Below are 21,266 nucleotides of genomic sequence, written 5' to 3' on the forward strand. Positions count from 1 at the left end.
ATTATATTTTCTATTAGGTTTTGGCTGTAAATAAACATTTTCGCAGCCAAAATTGAGTTAAATAGTAGAGTTTTGGCTGGAAATTAATTGAAAAGCAAATAAAAATCCCGCCATTGAGTGCGGCGGGATTTTCTTAATTAAATGATTACAAATCACTTACTTCTTCCAACTCGCCTTTCCGCCTTTGGCAGAGTCTACGGTGATGCTGTAGTTAGACGCAGAAGAAACAATCCACTTCACTTTCACTGCACCCATTCCCGGGATATTTTCCACGGCCATTTTTTCAGGCGAGGATTTCTGCTCCTTGAATTTCTTCATGTCTTCATCCTCTACCACAAATCCAGCCACTACTTTGGCACCTGTAATGCTTACATAATCCGGTCGCTCGATTTTGTATTTCAAATCCTGACTGGCGTGAGTTGGCATCATTCGCTCATTGAAAATAGTCGCCGTGATTGCTTTCAATCCTCCGCCAAGATCTTCTTCTTTCACATCCATTACAGAAAGTTTTGGCGTGTGATACGCATGATAGATGGTGAAGGCTGAATTACGGTGCGCATCCTGTTCCAGCAAAAATCCCGGATGGGCACGCCCAAAGTTCTTCTTGAATCCTCCAATCTCGACTGTGCCAAATTGCGGATGGTTGTACTCTTTAAAATCAACAAAGGCATCGCCAAAAGTCAATAACTGATCCACCTTGAGCTGCTCATCCTGATTTCCCCTTCCAGCTTCCTTATTAAAATAAAGGTAAGGAACCATCAATTCGTTAGTGTAGGTGAATATTCCTCTGTTGCCATAGAACCAGTCCAATTCTCCACCAAAGACAGAGTATAAGTCTTTGTAGACCGTCAGGTAACGGTAACCAGGGATCATTTCCTCTCCCTTTTTGCCGATCGCATCATAGATTCGAATGTCCTCTCTGTTGTAGGTATTGAGATCTTCCTCAGCTCCAGGTCCACGAAGAATCATCCCTCCTGAATTATGGAAGCTTTGTGCTCCGGCGATGTTTGGATGCTTCATCACGAACTCCATCACGGCACGATTCTCGGGCAGAGTAAACGGATAGCGCATTGCGCCTCGCTGAATGTAATCCGGCTGCCAGTTCCAGCCCCAATCACGGTTTGGATCATAATATCCAACACCATCCTCATTGACTTCTCCGTCCCCATCATTGTCCATGCCTTCTTGCCCCAGCATTTCGTAGGTACCAACCTGATCAGGGCCTACTGCCATCAATTTTCTCGGATCCAGAGGATCTTTGATAAATCGTCCAGTAGGAGATTTGCGGATCATCATGGTGATATGTCCGTCCCCGTCGAGATCATTCATCATATCTTCACCAGCTTGACCATCTCCGTCATTGTCCAACACAATCATGCCGGATCTTGGAGAATTGGCAGTGTTCGGCTCCTTGAAGAAATTATTTCTAGCGTCTGGATTAATTGTTGGAGTGATGTAAAAGGTCTTGTCCCGGAGCAATTCCTGAATAAACTTCGTATCCACATGCATTTCAGTTAGATACCAAGCGACATAGAGCGAAAACTCGCCCCCCTGAATCTCATTGGAGTGGATATTTCCATCAATCCACATGGCCGGTTTGTCAGTATCTTTTCCTGTAGAAAAGTCAGTGATTGTCAGCGTCAGAATATCTCTCCCTTCGAAGGATTTACCGATAGATTCGATTTTCGCCAATTTTGGGTGAGCAGCGGCGATTTTTTTCATCCAATCCCAAAGTCCTTCGGCGCTGTAATAGCGGTTCCAGGCGATTTCTACTTTTGGCTTGTGGGGTGATCCAATTGCCCGGAAATAATTCTCCTGCTGTGCATTGGCATCGAAAGAGCCCAGACATAATGCACTCAAAGCCAAGGCAACGATTAGTTTTGTTGTTTTTAGTGTATTCATCTGTTCTTTAGTTTTTTTTAATCGGTCAGATGGAATCTCGCATGACTGATAATTATTCCACTGTTCAGCTTGCTGTGATATGCTCGATTTCATGGCTTAGAGTTTTACAGTTTGAGTGGCAAAACCTGCGTGAGGAGCTCCTGCTTTGATCGTAATATTTCCTGACCCACGAATGATCCAGCTCAGCGTAGTTTTTTCAAAGGCATCCATAGAATCAACTAGTTTGATTTTGTCTCCCGAAACAACCTTGTCAGAAGTTGCATCTATATCTATCCTGATTTTTCTCAGCCAGCGTGATTTAGCTCCCATTTCTGAATGAGTCGGAAGCGGGGAATTATTGAATAAATCAACAGTAACTCTGGTCAGTCCATTCCCAAGAGATTCTGTTTTCAGGTTGTGGAATTCCAGCTTGGGTTGCATTTCCGCTAATTTCAAGATGAAAGCAGTATGCTCATCAGCGATTGCACCTACTTTTTCGAAAGGAGGATTGACCATTACGAATGGCTTGATTCCACCGACTTCAACTTTTTGATTTGGAAAATCAGGATGCTTCACCTCAGTCCAAGGCACGAATGAGTTCCATCCCAATGAATCTGCCCATGCCAAATAGTTGACTTCTGCGTTTGTTTTGCCTTTAAATTCAGGGGTCCAATAACCCGGCGTACTGAAACTCAATCTTGCAAAATGGAAATAGGCCCACTGAAAGAAATCACCATCAGTTCCCTGATTGGTTTGCTGAAAAGCTTTTTGGCTTACAGTCTCATTGTAAATTCCTGAAACCAAGGCATTGATCGCCTGATCTTTTTCCAAAATGGAAGTTACAACCCGCTTTTTGGCATCGCCTGCATTGTATTTTAACGGAGTGCTGAGATTATTCGCAGGGGAGAAAGTTACAAAAGCGAAGATGTTCCATTGCTCAAAGAGATAGTCGAGCAATGCTCTGCTCTCCTTTTGAGAAACAGCGATATCTCCTGCCAATGGCTCAAAAACCGGGAATTTGTAGGTTAATGATCTGTTGAAAGCGACACCTTCCTTCAGATCTTCAGCAAATTTCCCGTCCTTATCATCGTCTTTGCTTTCTTTGTAAACTCGGTATTTTCCGGATTCTCCCTTTGACCGATCCGCTTTTACCAGCACACGCTCATCGTCTTTGGATACCATCCAGTCCCCCATCTGATCTTCTACTCGCATCCACGTGATCATTCCATCCCCATTGAGATCGGAGTATCCACTTTCTCCCATCTTACCATCCCGATCGTGATCCATAGGAACGGCATTTCCTCGTCGCTCATACTTTAGCGCTGCATGATACTGCTCATAAGCATCCGGAGACATGTTTGGAAAAATGTAAAAGGTCGTTTTTTCTAGGACTGCACTGTTTTCAGCTACCAGCTTCTCCGCAAATTGAAGTGCAACCTCTACGCTGAGTACGTGAAAGCCTTCGACGCCTCCTACCACAGCAATTGCCGGTTTTTCATCTTTTTTGCCTGTTCCGACTTTGAGGACATAGATATCTTTGCCTCCATCGGTTTTTGTCAGTGATTTTAACTCCACAGAAGCATTGCTTCCTAGTTTTTGGAGTCGTTGGGTGACCTGACTGAGTGTGGGGTAGTCTGACTGTGCGAAAGTATCGCTGCATATCAAGCACCCCAGCAACAGCCCGGTGAGTAATAATTTTCTCATAGGGAAATTAGTTTCGGGTTATTTTCTGAATATAAGAATCAATAATTCAATGGAAGTTTAGGCAAAAAAGGCAATAAATCAGGCAGGGATTTTTCAGAAAAAAGAAATCAGCCTCAAGCGGATATGGCCAAGGATAAGTGGCGCATGTTCAAATAATGGTTTGTGTTGTGATTAAAATTGTCTTATTTAAGAAAAACTAATCAAACTACTATGTATTCTAAAGTTGCGCTCGCCATTGCGTTTTCCCCAAGGATGGAGGCTCTTATTGCTGAAGCACGTAGACTTATAGGAATATTTCAGGGCGAGCTAGTGCTTATCCATGTGGGGGTAAAAACTCCCGAGTTAGAATCTACATTAAATGAGATTCTCAAGCGGCACTGCTCTGATCTAAAACGGATCAAAACAATCTGGAAAGAAGGCAAACCTGCCAAAACCATCCTAAAAACCTGTGAGGAGGAGCAAGTAAACCTGTTAGTCTTGGGGGCTTTGAAAAAGGAGGGACTCTTAACTTATTATCTAGGATCTATAGCTAGAAAAGTGATTCGAAAGTCGCCATGCTCGGTCCTGACCTTGATAGATCCTAAAATTGAAACTACCCGCTTTTCCAAAGTTGTCATCAACGGAACTCAACTAGAAGTTACTCCCCGAGTAATAGAAAAAGGGCTAAAGTTCTGTCAAGTAGAAGGAGCTGGCCAAATCCATATTTTAAATGAAATCAAGCTCTATGGGTTACAAATGGCCACTGCAGGAGAGGGCTCTGAAGATGAAGTTTCTACAACCCGCAGAAAATTGGTTCAAGAAGAAATCAAATATGTCCAAGAAATTCTTGACGGATTGGATCAAACCGGCTTGAGGATTAATATTAAAGTAACTGCAGGTAAGTGGGCGGTTGAACTGGTAAGGTACTGCGAATCCATCGAAGCTGATCTGCTGATCATGGGGGATGAAAATGGGTATAGTTTTATTGATCGCATATTCCCACATGACTTGGAAGATATTCTTTCAGAGCTTCCCTGCAATCTTTTAATTGTAAAATAAAAGCAGATGGAAAAACTTGCACATGGTGAAGTCGTCAATCTGTTAATTCAGCTCGCAGTGATGCTGATTGCTGCGAGAATTTTTGCCGAAATAGCTCAAAAATTCAAACAACCCGCAGTGGTTGGTGAAATATTGGCAGGTATTTTATTAGGGCCAACAATTTTAGGAGGAGTTTTTCCAGAGCTTTTTGATTCGCTTTTTAAATCAAATGCGATGACAAATATTGCTTTGGATGGATATATTCAGATTTCAGTAGTACTACTATTGTTTATAGCCGGGCTGGAAGTTGAGCTGAACTTAGTTCTTTCTCAGGGCAAAAGGGCACTTAACATCAGCTTCTTCGGCTTGGTTATTCCATTTGCTTTTGGATTTACCGCTCCTTTTTTCTTTGCCGAATTCTTCGGATTTGCGGAAGGTAATAAGCTTTTATTCTCGCTATTTATGGGGACAGCTATGGCCATTAGTGCCTTGCCGGTAATTGTTAGGACCCTGATGGATTTGAATTTATTCAAAAGTCGAATGGGAATGATGATTGTCTCAGCAGCTATGGTAGACGATATCATTGGATGGATGATTTTTTCAATTATTCTTAGCTTCATGGGCAAAGAAGCCACTACCATGGGACTGGGCTACACCATTCTTCTTACAGTTGGGTTCGCAATTTTCATGGTCACTGTAGGCAAATCTTTAATTAATAAGGTTTTGCCATGGGTAAATAAACGTTTGGCTTGGCCGGGCGGATTGATTTCACTCTCACTTTCTGCATGTTTTTTGGCGGCAGCTTTCACGGAGTATATCGGAATTCACGCCATTTTCGGAGCCTTTATTTTGGGAGTAGCAATTGGAGATTCTGATCATATGCCTGAGCGTGCAAAAGAGATTATTCATCAATTTGTCAATAATATTTTTGCACCTGTCTTTTTTGTTTCAATAGGATTGAAGGTCAACTTCTTCACCAATTTTGATCCTTTACTCGTTTTGGTGGTCATAATTGTAGCCTATGCAGGCAAAGTAATCGGATGTGGATTTGGTTCTTTAAGAGGTGGACTTGGAAAATGGGAATCTATGGCGATTGGATTTGGGATGAATGCCAGAGGTGCAATGGAAATCATCCTTGGACTCATCGCTTTAGAGAATGGTCTGATTAATGAAAAGCTTTTTGTCGCTCTGGTAGTAATGGCATTGGTGACTTCAATGACCTCTGGGCCATTGATGAAATGGGCACTGAAAAAAGGAGAAGCAACCGAAAAAAATCTGACTTAAATCTGCAATAGCTTACATTTTTAGAGAATCATTCATTTTCTTTCATGATCAAAGTCGATGGGATATCAGAAAGCCAAAGACTTTTTGAATCCACTAGCTTTTTCCAACTTTCTATGCTTACAATCATTAGATTTTGTTCGCGTAAGAATTCCTTCTCTATGATTTGCTCACTGAGTAAATTAATATGGTTGGGGGCTTGTTGCTCGATAGACCTGATTTTTTCTTTGAATTCCGGGTTGTTTTTGATCTGCCCAGCTAAATCCAAAATCGTGATTTGTGATTCTGCGTTATGGATGAGTTTTTGAGCAAATTGAATTAGAAACGTGTCATCCTTTGAAAACACGGGAATGAAAACCCGCTCTGAAGAAGTAAAATTTTTATCGACAAGGATACCCACTGGTACTTTGCTCTTATTGAGAATATTGCGTGTTGTTTCTTCAAAAGGTGAGTTTTCAAATAAACTCTCTCTACCCGTTACTTGGTTGATGAGTGTCTCCGGATTGATTATTCGGGTAGTAAATCCCAAAACCTTTCCAAGTAAACTGCCCTCAAAAATGGATTGGCCTAGGCCGATTAACAAAAGGTCGTAATCTCCTTTATTTGCAACCTCTGTAATTTCAGATTCAATGTCGTTTGAACCTTTAAACAGCGTGGTAATTTTTTGATTTAGGTTTTGGGATTCTTCGAAAATTGGGCGAAAACTATCTCGCTCATATTCGGCCAAGTTATAATGATTTAACTCATTGGTTGGGGTCAGATGCATCGCTGTTACAGATGCATTTCCATTCAGCTTTCGGATAAAACTATTGGCTAATCGCAATAGAGACTTTCCTCGTTCAGGTTTACCAAATGATACTAAAATCCTGAATTTATTGATCTGACTGATTTCCACAGGGATCACTTCCTCCTTTGATTTAAAGGCCCAATTAATCAAATCTAAAGCAGGTCCGGTCATAAATGTCGTCACCAAAGCCATGATCACGGCCATGGCAAATATCTCAGGAGATAGAACCCCGAGGTCATAGCCAATATTTAAAACCACCAATTCCATCAATCCCCGTGTGTTCATCAAAGCTCCAATTGTCAAACTGTCTTTCCAATTTTGTCCAACAAATTTGGCTGCAAGAGCACTCCCAATAAACTTCCCCACTACAGCTACGAGGATAATTAGTCCAGTGACTTTCCAAAGATAGGGATCATTGAGTAGGCCGATTTCTGTGCGCAATCCAGTGAAGACAAAGAACAAAGGCAAGAGTAGGACCAAGGCCACATCTTCCACCTTTTCAATAAATATGTTTCTGAACTTAAGATTTTCAGGCATAATAGCTCCCGCCATAAACGCTCCGAATAAGGCGTGGATACCAATCACCTCTGTAGCGTAAGATGAAAGAATGAGCGTTAAAAAAAAGATAGCAACGATGGGTTTGGTTAGGCTTTCCTTGGTATGGTACAGACTCCCAATCCTTCCCAAAAAAGGCCGGACTACTTTGACCATCAGTAGGACATAAAGAACAGCCAAAGCGATAATATACAATGCACTCACAAACGAGCCGGCTTTTACAATGGCAATCACAGCTGCAAGAATACACCAAGCTGTAATGTCGTCGGCGGCCGCACAGGTAATTACCATGGTTCCCAGACGAGTTTTTTGCAGGCCTCTCTCTTGCACAATTCGGGCTAAAACAGGGAATGCTGTAATGCTCATCGCTATACCTAAAAAGAGCCCAAAAGAAGAAAATTGAACGCCACTAGGAGCAAAAGAATCATAGATGTAATAGGCCAGTCCCATCCCCAGTGCGAAAGGAATGATAATGCTTGCGTGACTGATCACCACCGCATCGTGCGCTTTATTCCTGAGGACTTTTAAATCCAATTCCATCCCGATGACGAACATGAAGAGGATCAAACCGATTTGACTTAGAAACTGTAAATTACCCAAGGAGGCTACCGGAAAAAGCGTCGCTGAAAACTCAGGAAAATACAAGCCAATCAATGAAGGACCTAAAACAATTCCCGCGATGATTTCACCGATGACGGTGGGCTGACCAATTTTTTGGCATATCCAACCAAATAAGCGTGCGACCAAAATAATGGTGACAATCTGAGCCAAAAGAATAGCCAATGGATGCTCCAAATTATAGATGAGCGAGTCCAAAAACTCCTGCCATTGGGTTTTGCCAGTATTCGGGATCACAATATTTCTGCCCTGTTCTAGTTTTGCTCCCAGTATTACAATCCAATACATCAAGGCAGTAAAACCTCCAATGATGCCCACATAAAAAAATGTGTTTTTGAATCTTTGCATATCGTTTATTTTATTTTGTTAAACTCATTTAATCTTAATCCTACACCTAAACCTACGTGCCATTTTCCATCAGTTGAGGCGGTTTTGGCATTGTAGTATAAAGGCAATTGGATCGCCCAGACTTTATAGCTGTAGGTAAAGCCAATTCCGAGATTAGGGGTTACAAAGGCATTTCTTGGAGTGCTTCTATCTTCCTTAAAGCGAAGTGATGGAAGCATTCCGAGAATAAATTTTGAATTTTTATAAGTGGCGTTGATATTGGGCCCTGTGAAATTTGAAAAGCCTCCATTATCCACAATTCCTATAATGGCAATCCCATCATAAAATGCGAATTCTACCTTTTTTTCTTGTGCGAATGTGGCTGAAGAAATAAATATTACTAGCATTAGAAGTAAGAATTTCATTTTTAAAGTAATTTGAAAAACTAAATGACCTTGTAAATTCTGTGGTTTGGGATCATAAGCCCATGTTTCAGGATTACACTTTCAAAAGTCACCGCCCAAATGGTGGTGTCTACAACTAATTTTTCCCTATCGTCTTCGAAATAAATCTTCACCTTGATTTGATCCAGATTTCCTAAGGACATGGCTCGCTCAAGCACATCCAACCTGAGATTTATCTCCGATTCAGAACTCAGAACGTCATGACTGGGGAAGTTTAATTGACCGATTTTTTCTTTTTCTATTTCCTTAAATTCCGTTTCCATAATTTTTCGTTAAAAAGGATTTAGCTATTTATTCATTTGATGGAATCCCAATCTGTATTGATTCATTATTGAATTAAAGAGCTCTCCTGATGAGGGAGGTGAAAGAACTATTGCGTCTGCTCCCGCCTGAAAAGAAAGTTCGACATGTGCTAAGGTTTTGCCTCCTGTGGCTAGTATGGGATAACAAGGAGCTGCATAATTGATGTGCGAAGTACCTATGGCTATCCCATTGCATTTTTGAGCTATCAGAGATGGCGTGGCAATCTTTTTTGATTTGACTTTAGGCACCGAAAAAATTGTACTGAAAAATGAATTTTCATTTTTCGGAGACTCCCAGTAGGACCCAGCTATCAAATTCGCATCCATAGTAAAGAGATTTAGAATGACGAAGATGTGGATTAATTGAAAGCAGAAATCCGTTGATGGAGGGAAGCAACTCTGAAATGTAATGAGTAGGAAAAAATGTGTAATGAATTAGATTTTGACTTTTTGCAGAAATTCGTTTCTGTAATTTTCACTCAATGAAAATTTGATTTTTTTCCCCTGGTTTGAAAATAAACCAGTGGTGATTTCATCAAATGAAAAGACCTGAACAGCTCTAAGTGCAAGCATTTCCTGTTTGTTGATTCTACAAAAATCTTTGTTTGGGAGTATTTCTCTCAACTTATCAAAGGTGATGTTTTTGACTACATATTCTTCTCCATCAAAGAGGCAAACAAGCTTATCTCTGCTGTCATTTTCGGAAGTTTTGATGTAGGCAATTTTGTCAAAATATAAGATCGCCTTGCCCTTGTTTGTGTTTAGTTGGATAAATGATTTAGGGTTTAGAATGCTTAAACTGATTTGCTTTTTTGCCTTATCGATTGCCTGTTTTAATCTGTCGAGTTGAATGGGTTTCCGGATATAATCCAACGCATTCAGGTCAAATGCTTCTGCTGCATATTCTTTGTAGGCTGTGGCAAAAATCACGGGCTTTCCATTCAGCAGGTTGGCAATTTGAAGCCCGTTCATTTCAGGCATTTCGATATCTAAAATGCAAAGATCAAACTCCAACTTGGGCACTTCCCGTAGAAAAGTTGAAGCGTTGTCAAAGGCCTTTACGACTTCCAGATCGGAGATTTGCTCGCAAAGCATTTTTAGGTAGGTGAGTCCCGGTAGCTCATCGTCTAGCAGCAAGCATTTTAGCTTTGTGTTCAATTAAGTTTATTTTTAAATGTGCGATATAGACATCACCTTCCAGAAAACGGTCGAGTTTGAAATTATCTGAATAAATAATTTTCAGCCGCTGCTCCAAAGATTCCACTCCAAATCCGCCCTTTTCTTTCTTCATCGGCTTTTTTGTAGACACCTTATTGGCTACAGTTAGGGAGAAGATGTTTTCTTTAAACTCAAACGTCACGGCAATAAAGGCATCCGAGCGCTGTAGGTCGGCATGCTTGAATGCATTTTCGATTAAATCAATGGAAATCAAAGGGGCCAATACACGTTGTTCGAATAGAGGTTCGAAATCATTGACTTTTGTCTTGACCTTTAACTCAAATAAAGGACTGACCTTTATTTTATTTATTTCGATCAGGTTTAAGGCAAAATCGATCTCTTCTTTGGGTGTTACGAATTTATTTCGACTTTCATACAATATGTAATCCAACACATTCGCCAGTTTGTCAAGTGCGAAATAGGTCTGATAAGCATGTGATTGGATGGAGTTTAGAATGTTTTTAAAAAGATGCGGATTGAGTTTGGATTCCAGCGTTTGCAATTCCAGCTTATTGATTTTGCCTTCAAGCTGCTGAAACTTATCCTCTGACTCATTTTTTGCCTTCTCTGATTTTTGCAGACGAACGACCAAGTAGAAGATTATCAATAGAAAGCTAAGCCCAATTCCTAGGATCGAGAGCAACACTCCAGATGGCATATCTGTTAGATTTTCCATACCTAGTTCAAATTAACGGATTAGAAATTTCAAAACTATGCAAAATGATTTTAAGGTCCGTTCTAGTTACGCGTCTGATACGTCCGTATACTGATTTAGTTATTTTGGTTAATGAGAGCACCTGCGTACTGTCTCTTTAGATTGACCAATGATTGACTTCGTTTTCATCGATTTTCAGATAGAGGCTAAACTGGTCATGGGGTTTAGCTCACACCCGAAAACCATTTTTTCCAATCTCTCTTAGAAAACTTCAATTGAGATAAACCAAACAAAGGGGCTATTTTTAAGCTTTCCAAAGCAAAAACTACCAGATTAAAATGGCAAAAAATGCAGCTAAAATTGGCATTCTACTCGTCAATTTAGGAACTCCAGACAGCACCAAAACGGGAGATGTAAGAAAATACCTCCGTGAGTTTTTGATGGATGGAAGGGTGATTGATTTCCCTTTCATTCCCCGTTGGATGCTTGTCAATCTGATAATCGCGCCTTTTCGGGCACCAAAATCAGCTGGGGAATACCGAAAACTTTGGACCGATCGAGGTTCACCTTTGCTTTTTCACACTCAAGATCTCAAAGAAAAGCTGATCAAAAAGCTAGACCCGGAGCAGTACCTTGTGGCTATGGCTATGCGCTATCAGAATCCAAGCATTGAAAAGGGATTGGAAGAGTTGATGAAAGCCAAAGTCAAAAAGATCATAGTACTTCCACTTTTCCCACAATACGCTTCTGCAACAAATGGGTCTGTGATTGACCGCGTAATGGAAATCGCGCGCGATTGGCAGATTATCCCGGAGATTACTTTTATCAGCAACTATGTTGATCATCCGCTCTTTTTGGAGGCTTGGACCGAATTGGGTAGAGAAGCAATGCAAAAGCACGATTATGATAAATTTTTATTCTCCTATCATGGGCTTCCTGAGCGCCAAATCCGCAAAGGAAGTGTCGAAGGCTATTGCCAACTAGGTGCCTGTTGCAACAAATACGGGCTGAAAAATCAGTTTTGCTACCGGGCCCAGTGCTTCCAGACCACCCGGTTGGTAGCAGAAAAATTAGGATTGCCGGAGGACAAGGTCATGACCTGCTTCCAATCCAGACTGGGGAAAGATCCCTGGATCAAACCCTACACTGAAGATACCATCAAGGAACTGGCCAAAGAAGGAGTAAAAAAAGTACTCGTCTTTTCTCCTGCCTTTGTGGCCGATTGTCTGGAAACCACTGTTGAAGTGGGGGAAGAATACAAAGAACAATTCGAGGAACTCGGTGGCGAGCATTGGGATCTGGTGCCCAGCCTAAATTCCAATGACACCTGGGTGGAGTGTGTGAAGGATTTGGTGGAGTCAAGATCTTGATCATTCGAAATCTCAGAGGATCAATTTCCTTAGAGATGGATATTTTAATTAACGATTTCCTTTCTTCGATATTCGATGTTCAGTGTTCGCTATTCGATATTTAATAAAAAAATAATGAACATCGAATGTTGAATATCGAATTAAGAAGAACATAATTCAAAAATCGTAAATGCAAAAATCTTCCGGCCAAGCCTTTTTAATCCTCGGCATCATTCTGATTTCAATCAATCTCAGGACTTCGATAGCTTCGGTTGGACCCTTGATTCCATTTATTCGAGAAGACCTTGGGATTTCCAATGGGCTGGCGGGATTTCTCACGACACTCTCCCTTTTGACTTTTGCTGTATTTTCTCTTTTTGCCCCATCGATAGGGAAAAGACTAGGGCATGGCAAAGCCATTTTTTTAGGAATATTACTCCTTACCATCGGCGTAGTAGTACGAGTCCTCGGCGGAATCGAATTGCTATACCTCGGCACCGCTTTGACCGGAGTTGGTATCGTGATCGCCAATGTGTTAATGATCCCTTTTTTCAAAGCGAGACTTCCGGAAAAAATCGGTTTGATGACAGCGATACTTTCTACTGGAATGTCACTCTTCGCAGCAGTTGCGTCGGGAGTCAGTGTTCCGCTGGCTGTCGATTTGGGATTAGGTTGGCGGGGGTCATTGGCATCTTGGGGTGTCCTCATGGTCTTGGCTTTGGTGGTGTGGATTCCTCAGATGAGCAGCCGTAAAAGTGGCTTTCAGGGGGATTTACTCAAAGCCAAGAATGTCTGGAAATCCAAATTAGCTTGGCAGATAACCCTATTTATGGGAGCCCAATCGGTGATGTATTTTACGATGGTGACTTGGCTTCCTGACATGCTGATCGCAAGGGGAATGAGTCCTGTCAAAGCAGGAATTGCCTTGTCTTACATGCAGTTGATTTCCCTAATCGGAACATTCTTCGTTCCCAATTATCTGATTCGTCTCAAAGAACAATCCAATGTCATCCTCATTGTAGGCATCGGCTACCTGGTCGGCTACAGTGCGCTTTTTATCCAAAACGAACTCATTGCCTTTGCAGCATTGACCATCATCGGAATAGGAAGTGGTGCCAGCCTAAGCATTGCTTACACTTTAATTTCTCTTCGGTCAGCCGAAGATTTAACTACCGCCAAACTCTCGGGAATGGTCCAATCTGCAGGGTACATTTTGGCAGCATTGGGTCCTTTGATCTTTGGAATTTCGCTTGATTTGTTTGACAATTGGAATATTCTGATCTGGTTTTTATTGATTATGACAGTTCAGTTCATATTATTTGGCTTGCCTGCCGGAAGAAACCGTAAGATTTAACCTGATCAAATTCAGTTTATTTCAGCTCCTAAGCCGAAGAAAAGAGGTATTTTTGCGAAAGCTTTTAACCTACCCATGCAAGACTTGCTTCATTCCTTCGGGATCTCCGAAAACCTCCTCAATTATGTCCTGATGCCACTTTTGATCTTTGTGGCCCGAATTGGCGACGTATCGATCAATACACTCCGGATCATGTTTATGATGAATGGGAAGAAGAACATTGTGCCGATTTTGGGCTTTTTTGAAGCGATGATTTGGTTGTTAGCCATTGGGCAGATTTTCCAAAATGTAGACAATCCACTTTCCTACATTGCCTATGCAGGAGGCTTTGCTACGGGCACCTACGTCGGGATGACCTTGGAAGAAAAACTCGCCATTGGACGGGTACTCGTGCGGGTGATTACTCCCGAACCACATCCGGATTTGCTTGAGTTTATGAAAATGAGAAATTACCGATTCACCAATGTGGGGGGAGAAGGACGTTTCGGAAAAGTGAATTTACTTTTTACAGTAATGAAGCGGGACACGCTCCAAGAATTTATTTCCAAGGTGAAAGAAGTGGATGAAAAGGCCTTCTACACGATTGAAAGTGTCAAAAGAGTCTCTGAAGATGATCTTAATACGATGGAAGACCGAGCTGGATTCCGGAGCAAATTTTTCAGCAAGGCCCGAAATTAATGGGGAAATCTTGGTTTCAGTTTCAGCAATTTCGGGTGAATCAGGATCGCTGTGCCATGAAGATCAGTACCGACGCGGTTTTACTCGGCACCTTGGCAAAAGCTGAAAACCCATCCAAAATTCTGGACATCGGCACAGGAACAGGTGTAATCGCATTAATGCTCGCGCAGCGGTTTCCTGATGCGCAAATTGAAGCCATCGAAATTGATGCGGATGCTGCGGCTCAGGCTGAAGAAAACTTCCGGGAAAGTCACTTTTCGGAAAGACTGAAAATAATCCACGCCCGAATCCAAGATCTCCCCGACCTCGATAAATTTGATCTGATCGTCAGCAATCCGCCCTTTTTCCCAGCTCATTTAAAATCCCAAGACTCCAAACGGAACAGAGCACTCCACACGGACGAATTGTCTTTTGACGAACTGATTGAAAAAGTATCCTCACTCCTTACCGAACCCGGAAAGTTTTGGGTGATCCTCCCTCCCCGACAGATGGAAGACTTAGTGGTACTGGCTGAAAAACGAGGCTTATTTTGTTGCCAGAGAATTCAGATACGGGATGGGCACAGCAAACCTGTTCATCGGTGGGTTTGCGAGTTTACTTTTCAAAAACTGGTTAAAAAAGCGGAAGAATTGGTACTTAAAGAGGAGGATTCAAAATACACAGGCTCATATTCAACCTTGCTTTCCGGTTTTTTATTGGGTTATTAAGAGATTTCGGTTCTAATCCTTTTGATTTTGGTAAAATAATCAGGACATTTTTTCCGCCCAGTTGATAAACTCCCTCTTTTTCATATTTTTGAACAAACTACTACCCCATTTTTATGCGAAAAATACTGTCATTGAGCATTTTTTTGATGCTTTTGGCTGGATGGTCCTGTACCCAAGAAGGAGATGCCACTACTGTGGTTGCCACAGAGGAAGTGATTTTTGTAAGTGGCGATAAAGTCCGAGTCTTGGGCAGATTAATTACCGATCAGCCTGTTACTACAACAGACCATGGATTTCAAATTTCTACCGCCGAAAATTTCCCCTCCCCAATCATTGTCTCTCTCGGCGTGAAGGAAGGTCCCGGAAGATTTATTGGAGAAGCCGAAGGACTTGATATCAATCAGATTTATTATGTCAGGGCCTTTGCAAGCGTGGGTGGAGTTGATCTTTATGGAGAATCTATCGAGGTCAAAACCCTCAATCCAATCATCGAATCTTATGGCCCTACATTTTCAAAGCCTGGCGCTGAGATAATAATCCAAGGCCGAAATCTACCCCTGGGGACCAAGGTATTCTTTGGAACTCAGGAAGCCACAATACTTGAGAATCAATTCGAATCACGACTGAGAGTTCGAATTCCTGCAGCCTCAACTGATCCAATTGTAAAAGTGCGTGTACAGGTTCAGAATAAAATATTGGAATTCAGCCAAAATTTCGAATATCAGTCCGGGAAATACACCTTGCTTGGTCAGTTTCCGGAAGGACAGCGAATCTATGATAATGTCTTTTTCCAAAATCAGTCAGGCTTTTTTGTAGGCATCGGATCCCTCAGGTTAGGCGCCGGATATTATCAGGGATTTCAGCGATTTGATCCCCAATCCAATGCCTGGTCAGCTGTCAACTTCCCAGGAGAAAGCCGGGAAGGAGCTTTTGCCACTTCAAATTATTTAGGAGGGGGCGCCATTGAAGTTTCACGGGATGTATTTGAATTAAAGAGAGATTTCTGGCGAATAGACGGAAGCACTTTCACACGGCTTCCGGATTTACCGACCAATAGTTTTAACTCCTTGGCTTTTGAGCTAAACGGAGCACTTTTCCTTGCAGGTGGATCAGGAATCGGTACCAGAAGTATCCGAAAGTACAATCCAACTGCACAAACCTGGAGTACACAAGCTCCCACTCCAATTGATATCAATAATGGCTTGGCTTGGTTTGTTTTCGAAAACAAAGCCTATTTCGTAGCCTCCGATAGCCGAATTTGGGAATATCAACCAACAAATGACTCTTGGAGGATTTTCAGTTCTTACCCGGGTTCCCAGGGAAACGGATATGGATTGGCTCAGGTCATTGGAGAAAAAGTCTATATCGGACTTTACCGACGTACAGAACAATTCTTTGAGCTTGACTTGAGATCCTTGGTTTGGAAGGCGAAAAATTCAGTGCCAGGCCTACCTCAAAGCATCAACACCGGCTATTTTACCTTTAATGGGCAGATTTATATTCTTCGGGCACCTGAGGAATCTATTGCAGGTGTACTTCCAATGGAACTTTACAGATTTGATCCAAATGGCATTTAATACAGAGGCGTCGAAATCGAGCCTGCCTGAGGCAGACAGGAGTGACAAAAAAGTCACACACTGGGATATTATAATCAATGCGAAGATTCCATGTGACCGATAAAAACAATTTTAAACACATGAAAAAAATTCTATTCCTTCTACTATTTTTCATTGGTCACGCCAGCTGGGCTCAGATCGCCTCTCCTACGAAGCGGGAAGTGGTCGGAAGAGACGTTGGACAGCTCAAGGGTGTTAAAATCTCCGGTAGAATTACTGATGCGATCACTGGAGAGGCATTGGTAGGTGCCACGGTGACCGTTCCTGAATTGGATCTGGTCAAAATCACAGACAACAACGGGAGCTTTGAATTGATACTGGATCGGGCAGAATACAATCTTCAGTTTCGCTATGTGGGCTATGAAACCATCAACTATCCAATCACCGCTGTAGGAGATGGGAGAATTTCACTCAGGATGCTACAGGAGGACTTTCAGTTGGATGATGTGGTTATTTTCGGAAGAGATCCTGAGAAAAATATCCGCTCCACTGACATGGGGGCCATTACCCTGAGCATGAATACGATTCGGGAGTTACCCCCATTTTTGGGAGAAATAGACATCGTGAGATCTTTGGCCACCTTACCGGGGGTAAGCCAGGTAGGGGAAGCATCCTCAGGACTGAACGTCAGAGGCGGAGGCGTGGATCAAAATCTGATTCAATTTGCCGGTGCACCGATTTACAATCCATCCCACATGTTTGGATTGTTTACCGCTTTCAACGCCGATGTAGTCAATGACGTCACCCTTTACAAAGCAGTGGTTCCGGCTCGATTCGGAGGAAGAAGCTCAGCAATTCTGGATATTTTGCCTAAAGCAGGCAGCATCACCAAATGGGGTGGTGACCTGATGCTGAGTAACTATTCAGGAAAGCTTTCAGTCAACGGACCCGTCATCAAGGACAAAGTTTCCATTTTAGGTGGATTTCGAATATCATATATCAATTGGTTTCTCAATTCCCTTAGCAACCCTACGGTCAAAAATTCCCAGGCAAATTTTTATGATGGCAATCTGGTCATCAGTGCACCTATTTCGGATAAAAATGAATTCACTTACAGCTATTACACGAGCTACGATGATTTTGCTTTTGCTTCCGACACGACGATCTCCTGGAAAAATAATGCCCATTCACTGCAGTGGAAAAGTAGACTAAGTTCAAAGCTTAGCCTGGAGGCTTTGGGCTACTATTCGCTCTATAATTATGGGATTTTCAATCAAAGCGGAATCAATGATTTTGATATCAACTCAGACATTCAGGATATTGGAGGGAAGCTCTATCTAGGCTATAATTTCAGTGAAACCAATAAGGTTGTCTTTGGGGGGGATTTCAAGCAGGTCAATATTCAACCCGGCGAACTGATACCAACTGGCACCCAACAGGAAATTCTACCCAAAAAAGTGCAAAACGAAGTGGGGCAAGAGGCCGGAGTTCACTTTCAGCATGAATTTGAATTAGGCGAAAAGTTTGGGTTTTCCTATGGCTTACGCTATGATACTTACCGATACCTCGGGGCAAGAGTAGTCCGTCAATACCGGGAAAATAAACCTGTTTCCGATGGCAGTGCCATAGGAGAAACAAATTACAGCGATGGTGAAGTGATCCAGACCTATGATGGTCTTGGGCCAAGGGCATCATTCCGCTATTCATTCAATAAGGCAAGTTCGGTGAAGCTTGGCTACAATAAAATGTACCAGTTTATCCATCTGATTTCCAATACTGCCACGATTGCCCCTTCAGATGTATGGAAGCTTAGCGACAACTTCCTGGAACCACAGATCGCAGATCAGTATTCGGTGGGGTACTACAACAACTTCAAGGGCAATATTTTTGAAACGTCTATCGAAGTCTATTACAAGGACCTTCAGAATGTCGTGGAGTATAAAGATGGCGCGACACTCATCATGCAAAATCATCTGGAAACCGAGCTAATTCCGGCAGAAGGGCGAGCTTACGGAATAGAACTTTATGTGAAAAAGAATTTGGGTAGGCTGACCGGCTGGATTTCTTACACCTATTCCCGATCACTTCGCCGGGTAATTACACCCTTCGAAGAGGAAAACATCAACAACGGGGCCTGGTACGCATCCAACTTTGACAAGCCACATGATTTGACCCTGATCGGAAATTACAAAGTGAGCACCAATACCTCTGTATCAGCGACTTTTGCATACAGCACTGGACGCCCCATCACTTTCCCGGAAGCAAAATTTGACTTTTCGGGAAATAATCTGGCCTATTTTGATTCCCGCAACCAACAGAGAGTTCCCGATTTTCATCGATTGGATTTGGCAGCAAATTTTAAATTAAAAGGGAAAGGACGCTTTTTCGACGGAGATTGGACTTTTTCTGTGCTGAATGTTTACGGAAGAAAAAATCCATTCTCAATCTTCTTCGATGATGCAGTTGGATCACCTCCACAAGCATTTCGATTGGCCATATTGGGCGTACCGCTTCCAAGTTTGAGTTATTCCATTAAATTTTAATCCGATGCTGAGAAGACTGATTTATATCTTACTCCTCCTGCCCATGGCCTGCATCGATCCATTCAAGGTGGAGGTGCCTGAGGGGCAACAACTCGTAACTATCGAGGGAATCATCCATAATGGACCCGGTCCTCATGCCATCAGCATCAGCAGGAGTGCTACTTACGGGAGCGTCTTCGAAGGATTGATTCGACCGGTCACCGGTGCTACCGTAGTTATTCGTGACAATGAGGGACGGATTACATTTCTGGAAGAGACGGAAAATTCCAGAGGAAATTATTTTACGCCTGCAGGATTCAGAGCAGAAATCGGGAAGTCGTATACGCTTCAGATCCAAACAGTGGAAGGAAAAGTTTATTCCTCCTTGCCTGAGCGTGTGTTGTCAAGTCCAGCAATTGAAAACGTAAGCCTGAAAACAGTGACAATACCCGTAGAGGGAGAAATCATTCCAAGATCAGGTGTTCAATTGATCTCCGAAATCAATGATCCGGCGGACCAAAAAAACTTTTACTTCTGGAGACTCAGCCCGGTTGTCCATGTGCTGGAAGCAAGACCGGATTTGTTTGTAAATCGGGAAACCCGGACACCAGCCCCCAAAGCCTGTTGCTACACCTGCTTCAGGACAGAGGCTACAGGAAATCAGAGTCTCTTCATCGCACAGGATGATAATTTTAACGGACTCACCACACGGATTCCGGCAGGGTTTATTGAGGATAATGGGCTTCGATTTGTGAGCAAGTTACGCGTAGATCTGAAACAGTATTCCATATCTCAGGAGGCCTTCCGATTTCTTCGCTTGGTGAAGCAGCAGGCGGAGATTAGTGGGTCGATCTTCGATCCTCCACCGGCTACGATTCGCGGGAATATGATCAGTTTGGACAATCCGGATGAGGTGGTGCTTGGTTATTTTATGGCAGCCGGAGAATCTTCCAAGCGGATTTACATTGACAAATCCGACCTTACTTTCCGGCAAATTGCGGGAATTGTACCCGATGATTGCAGAACTGTGAGTGGTGCAAGTATAGACCCACCTTTTGACTGGAAACCCTAATCATGCTTTTCGATTCAAATTTGGAGACATTAAATATCCCTTGAATTGATTCCTTAAAAGAGAGTGGGGAATATTCATTTGCTACCTAAACGAATAATGTTCAAAAGACTGATTTATATCCTCCTTCTATTGCCAGTAGCCTGCATTGATCCCTTCAAGGTAGCAATTCCTGAAGGGCAGCAACTTTTGACAATAGAAGGTATCATTCATACCGGAGCAGGACCACATACGATTATATTGACCCGCAGTGCCACCTATGGCAGTGTCTTTGAAGCCTTGATCCGCCCGGTTTCGGGCGCTACAGTGGTCATTCGTGACAATGAGGGACGGATTACTTTCCTGGAGGAGGATCAGAATTCCAGAGGAAATTACACTACCCCAACTGGATTTCGGGCAGAAATTGGAAAGTCCTATACCCTTCAGATTCAAACTGTGGAAGGGAAAGTTTACACCTCTTTGCCCGAGCGGGTGGAGTCTGTGCCTCAGATAGAAAATATCACCTTAAAAACCGTCACTGTACCGGTAGAAGGCGAAACCAATCCCCGATCCGGCGTTCAACTGATCTCAGAAATAAATGATCCGGCAGATCAAAAAAACTTCTATTTCTGGAGACTCAGCCCGGTTGTACATGTTTTGGAAGCGAGGCCGGATTTATTCACTCCCAGACCCAGTCCAGAGTTTCCAGATAGAATTGTATTTCCAAAACCCTGCTGCGCAATTTGCTATCGAACTGAAATCACAGGCAATCAAAGCGTATTCATCGCACAGGATGATAATTTCAATGGACTTACTACCCGAATTCCGGCTGCTTTTATCGAAGATAACGGTCTTCGCTTCGTGAGTAAATTGAGAGTAGATCTGAAACAGTATGCGGTTTCACAAGAAGCCTATCGATTCCTTCGACTGGTAAAGCAGCAAGCCGAAATCAATGGATCAATCTTTGATCCTCCACCGGCTACAATTCGGGGAAATATGATCAATCTGGAAAATCCCGATGAAGTGGTATTGGGCTATTTTATGGCTGCAGGAGAATCTTCCAGACGGATTTACATCGATAAATCTGATCTAACCTTCAGGCAAAACAATGGCCTCATACCTGACGATTGTAGAACGGTGAGTGGAGCAAGTGTAGATCCACCCCTGGACTGGATTCCCTAACCAACTCATACTTTACTCTTTCCTAAATCACTAAAATTTAGTCCTCCCCATTTTCCGGTTA

18 protein-coding genes are annotated in these 21,266 nt (G+C 42.5%); 10 read left to right on the top strand and 8 right to left on the bottom strand.

The window, feature by feature from the left end; all coding sequences use genetic code 11:
* Window positions 1-156: 156 nt before the first annotated feature.
* Entirely contained in the window at window positions 157-1,902 is a 1,746-nt protein-coding gene (locus Q8M62_RS17275; protein ID WP_304899382.1) for a M14 family metallopeptidase, read from the bottom strand.
* Window positions 1,903-1,998: 96 nt separating this feature from the next.
* Entirely contained in the window at window positions 1,999-3,585 is a 1,587-nt protein-coding gene (locus tag Q8M62_RS17280; RefSeq protein ID WP_304899383.1) for a M14 family metallopeptidase, read from the bottom strand.
* Window positions 3,586-3,795: 210 nt separating this feature from the next.
* On the opposite strand from Q8M62_RS17280, the gene Q8M62_RS17285 reads away from it, so the two are divergent.
* Complete coding sequence (locus Q8M62_RS17285; RefSeq protein WP_304899384.1) at window positions 3,796-4,623, top strand: universal stress protein; 828 nt, start codon at window positions 3,796-3,798, stop codon at window positions 4,621-4,623.
* Between the two features lie 6 nt (window positions 4,624-4,629).
* Window positions 4,630-5,886: a cation:proton antiporter gene (locus Q8M62_RS17290; protein ID WP_304899385.1), complete on the top strand. Its 1,257-nt coding sequence runs from the start codon at window positions 4,630-4,632 to the stop codon at window positions 5,884-5,886.
* Window positions 5,887-5,914: 28 nt separating this feature from the next.
* Here the strand turns inward: Q8M62_RS17290 and Q8M62_RS17295 are convergent, their stop codons facing one another.
* From Q8M62_RS17295 to Q8M62_RS17320, 6 genes are all read right to left on the bottom strand, one after another.
* On the bottom strand, window positions 5,915-8,191 hold the full coding sequence (locus Q8M62_RS17295) for a cation:proton antiporter (protein WP_304899386.1): 2,277 nt from the start codon (window positions 8,189-8,191) through the stop codon (window positions 5,915-5,917).
* Between the two features lie 5 nt (window positions 8,192-8,196).
* Complete coding sequence (locus tag Q8M62_RS17300) at window positions 8,197-8,595, bottom strand: hypothetical protein (protein WP_304899387.1); 399 nt, start codon at window positions 8,593-8,595, stop codon at window positions 8,197-8,199.
* A gap of 20 nt (window positions 8,596-8,615) precedes the next feature.
* Window positions 8,616-8,897 (bottom strand): hypothetical protein, encoded by a 282-nt coding sequence (locus Q8M62_RS17305; RefSeq protein WP_304899388.1) that lies wholly within the window; start codon window positions 8,895-8,897, stop codon window positions 8,616-8,618.
* A gap of 24 nt (window positions 8,898-8,921) precedes the next feature.
* On the bottom strand, window positions 8,922-9,263 hold the full coding sequence (locus Q8M62_RS17310; RefSeq protein ID WP_304899389.1) for a hypothetical protein: 342 nt from the start codon (window positions 9,261-9,263) through the stop codon (window positions 8,922-8,924).
* Between the two features lie 108 nt (window positions 9,264-9,371).
* Window positions 9,372-10,094: a LytTR family DNA-binding domain-containing protein gene (locus Q8M62_RS17315; RefSeq protein WP_305668229.1), complete on the bottom strand. Its 723-nt coding sequence runs from the start codon at window positions 10,092-10,094 to the stop codon at window positions 9,372-9,374.
* Window positions 10,057-10,830, bottom strand: a complete 774-nt coding sequence (locus Q8M62_RS17320) for a sensor histidine kinase (protein WP_304899391.1) — start codon at window positions 10,828-10,830, stop codon at window positions 10,057-10,059. Before Q8M62_RS17320 ends, Q8M62_RS17315 begins: the two co-directional genes overlap by 38 nt.
* 317 nt (window positions 10,831-11,147) lie before the next feature.
* On the opposite strand from Q8M62_RS17320, the gene hemH reads away from it, so the two are divergent.
* The 8 genes from hemH to Q8M62_RS17360 all read left to right on the top strand — a co-directional run bounded on the left by hemH (window position 11,148) and on the right by Q8M62_RS17360 (window position 21,205).
* A complete protein-coding gene (hemH, locus tag Q8M62_RS17325; RefSeq protein WP_304899392.1) occupies window positions 11,148-12,179 on the top strand; it encodes a ferrochelatase in 1,032 nt (343 codons plus the stop codon).
* A 169-nt stretch (window positions 12,180-12,348) separates the two neighbouring features.
* Window positions 12,349-13,512, top strand: a complete 1,164-nt coding sequence (locus Q8M62_RS17330; RefSeq protein ID WP_304899393.1) for an MFS transporter — start codon at window positions 12,349-12,351, stop codon at window positions 13,510-13,512.
* A 75-nt stretch (window positions 13,513-13,587) separates the two neighbouring features.
* The gene (locus Q8M62_RS17335) at window positions 13,588-14,190 is read left to right on the top strand and encodes a DUF2179 domain-containing protein (RefSeq protein WP_304899394.1); all 603 of its coding nucleotides are present in this window, start codon (window positions 13,588-13,590) and stop codon (window positions 14,188-14,190) included.
* Window positions 14,190-14,897, top strand: a complete 708-nt coding sequence (locus Q8M62_RS17340; protein WP_304899395.1) for a tRNA1(Val) (adenine(37)-N6)-methyltransferase — start codon at window positions 14,190-14,192, stop codon at window positions 14,895-14,897. The genes Q8M62_RS17335 and Q8M62_RS17340 overlap by 1 nt, the downstream gene beginning before the upstream one ends.
* Window positions 14,898-15,010: 113 nt before the next feature.
* Window positions 15,011-16,474, top strand: coding sequence for an IPT/TIG domain-containing protein (locus tag Q8M62_RS17345; RefSeq protein ID WP_304899396.1), 1,464 nt, complete (start codon window positions 15,011-15,013; stop codon window positions 16,472-16,474).
* 119 nt (window positions 16,475-16,593) lie between these two features.
* The gene (locus tag Q8M62_RS17350; protein WP_304899397.1) at window positions 16,594-18,996 is read left to right on the top strand and encodes a TonB-dependent receptor; all 2,403 of its coding nucleotides are present in this window, start codon (window positions 16,594-16,596) and stop codon (window positions 18,994-18,996) included.
* Between the two features lie 4 nt (window positions 18,997-19,000).
* Window positions 19,001-20,047 (top strand): DUF4249 domain-containing protein, encoded by a 1,047-nt coding sequence (locus tag Q8M62_RS17355; RefSeq protein WP_304899398.1) that lies wholly within the window; start codon window positions 19,001-19,003, stop codon window positions 20,045-20,047.
* 96 nt (window positions 20,048-20,143) lie between these two features.
* Window positions 20,144-21,205, top strand: coding sequence for a DUF4249 domain-containing protein (locus tag Q8M62_RS17360; RefSeq protein ID WP_304899399.1), 1,062 nt, complete (start codon window positions 20,144-20,146; stop codon window positions 21,203-21,205).
* Window positions 21,206-21,266: the final 61 nt, after the last annotated feature.

This window comes from Algoriphagus sp. (assembly GCF_030694375.1).
Classification (GTDB): domain Bacteria; phylum Bacteroidota; class Bacteroidia; order Cytophagales; family Cyclobacteriaceae; genus Algoriphagus.